The organism is Synechococcus sp. R8-2 (genome assembly GCF_047461715.1).
Taxonomy (GTDB): Bacteria; Cyanobacteriota; Cyanobacteriia; order Thermostichales; family Thermostichaceae; genus Thermostichus.
In genome coordinates this window covers 1-881 of sequence record NZ_JANSHQ010000508.1, presented here as the reverse complement: position 1 = coordinate 881, position 881 = coordinate 1, and the positions used below count along the sequence as shown (strand labels likewise).

General features: G+C 65.8%; 1 protein-coding gene. It reads left to right on the top strand.

The genetic code is table 11. The features are described from left to right. Positions 1-165: 165 nt before the first annotated feature. The coding region (locus NW819_RS11640; RefSeq protein WP_414413842.1) for a Uma2 family endonuclease at positions 166-881 on the top strand (716 nt) is incomplete at its 3' end.

The following is an 881-nucleotide window of genomic DNA, read 5'->3' as shown; positions in this document are numbered from 1 at the left end:
ATACGGAAGCACATTTTTAGCTGACACCGGAACACGCAATGGCTTGCACACACCACCATCATCACCATCTTCAGCCCATCAAGGCGACACCGTCGCGCCTGCATCACGTCCAGCGCTGTGCTACAATACCGGCAGACCCACCTACCACACCAGGGAGGAACTGCAATGACCCATCCGATTGCCACCGCACCTGCCCCGCTCCCCGAAGACGACCCCTTCCGCTACGGCTGGCGCTACGTCCGTCGCCCCACCCCCGACGACCCCGACCACCTCGAACAGGTCCCGCTCACCCTCGAAGACGTGTTGCACCCCGAAGTGGGAGACTTCATCGTGCACAGTGACCGTCACGAAACCGACCGTATGTACCTCACGGCGGTGCTGCGTGCCCGGCTCGAACCGCACGGGCAGGCCATCGTGCTGAGTGATGTGCGGGTGGCGTGGGACGTGCCCGACCTGCGGCCGCACGGGCCGGACGTGATGGTCATTCCGGGGCTGCGTGAGCGACGGGATTGGAGCACCTTTGACGTGGCGGAAGAGGGGGTGCGACCGGCGTTGATTATTGAAATTACGTCGCCGGAGACGCGGGAGAACGACGTGGTGCGGAAGGTGGCGCACTACGCACGGGCGGGGGTGGCGCAGTACGTGATTGTGGACAACCTCGGGCGGCGGGGGGAGCGGCAGCTCCGGTTGCTCGATTACCGGCTGGTGGGGGACACTTACCGGCTCCAGCCGCCCGATGCGCGGGGATGGGTGTATCTGGAGGTTGCCGGGCTGTGGCTAGGGGTGGAGGGCGACCACGTGGTGTGCTACGCCGACGACGGCACGGCGTTTGGCGACTACGCGACGGTGGTGCAGCAGGCGGCGGAAGCCGAGGCACGAGC